This window comes from Vibrio sp. Vb1755 (assembly GCF_033338635.1).
GTDB lineage: Bacteria > Pseudomonadota > Gammaproteobacteria > Enterobacterales > Vibrionaceae > Vibrio > Vibrio alginolyticus.
In genome coordinates, this window is sequence record NZ_JAWOTA010000372.1 from 1 (window position 1) to 1,027 (window position 1,027).

The 1,027-nt window shown below is 48.4% G+C and carries 1 protein-coding gene; it reads left to right on the forward strand.

Features of this window, described 5'->3' with window-relative positions; genetic code table 11:
* On the forward strand, positions 1–1,027 hold a 1,027-nt coding region (gene cls, locus R7E00_RS25215; protein WP_318124939.1), incomplete at both ends, for a cardiolipin synthase.

Consider the following 1,027-nt stretch of genomic DNA (forward strand, 5'->3'; position numbering starts at 1 on the left):
CTGAACGAGCAAAAGAGATGTTTACCCCTTTTGCCAAGTGGTTTAGTCAACTCAATGATTGCCACGCGCACATGCCTGAAACCATGGGTCGCCATATCTACCGCATCGATGAACTGTGTAACAACCGTCTTGGGCTACCTGCTCTGAGCGGGAATACTCTGTCCTTGCAACAATCTCCTGATGAAATTCTGCACTCCATCATCGAAGACATCGAGAATGCCAAAACGAGCATTCGAATGGTGTTCTACATTTGGCACCCAGGCGGCTTGGCCGATTCGGTAGCATCCGCTCTTATCCAAGCATCTAAACGCGGTGTGGATGTGAAGCTGCTATTGGACTCTGCGGGTAGCCCACGCTTCTTCAGAAGTCCTTGGTACAAAATGATGAAAGATTCGGGTATCGAGGTTATTCAGGCACTCGAAGTGAAGATGTGGCGTATGTTCTTACGTCGTCTTGATCTTCGCCAGCACCGAAAAATCATCGTCATTGATGATGAAATCGCCTATACAGGGTCAATGAACCTTGTCGATCCTGCATACTTTAAACAGAGCAGCGGCGTTGGGCGTTGGATCGATATCATGGTGCGAGTTACAGGGCCAACCGTAAACGTACTGAGTGCGATTCACTGCTGGGACTGGGAAGTAGAAACGGGCGAACGTTATCTGCCGAAGTTGCCGGAGTGCAAAATTGACAACAGCAAATACCAACATCCGATTCAGGTGGTTCCATCTGGCCCCGGCATGCCAGAGTATTTGATTTATCAAGTGCTTACTTTGGCAATTAACCAAGCCAATCGTTCGGTACGAATCACAACACCGTATTTTGTACCTAATACCGACTTGCTTGAGACGTTAAAAATGACGGCGCAGCGCGGTATTGATGTTGAGCTGATCATACCGCACAAAAATGACTCACTTATGGTTCAGTGGGCATCGCGCGCTTTCTACAGCGAACTTTTGGCCGCTGGCGTGAAAATTTACGAGTTCTATGGTGGCTTGCTGCACACCAAATCGGTCGTTATCGACGA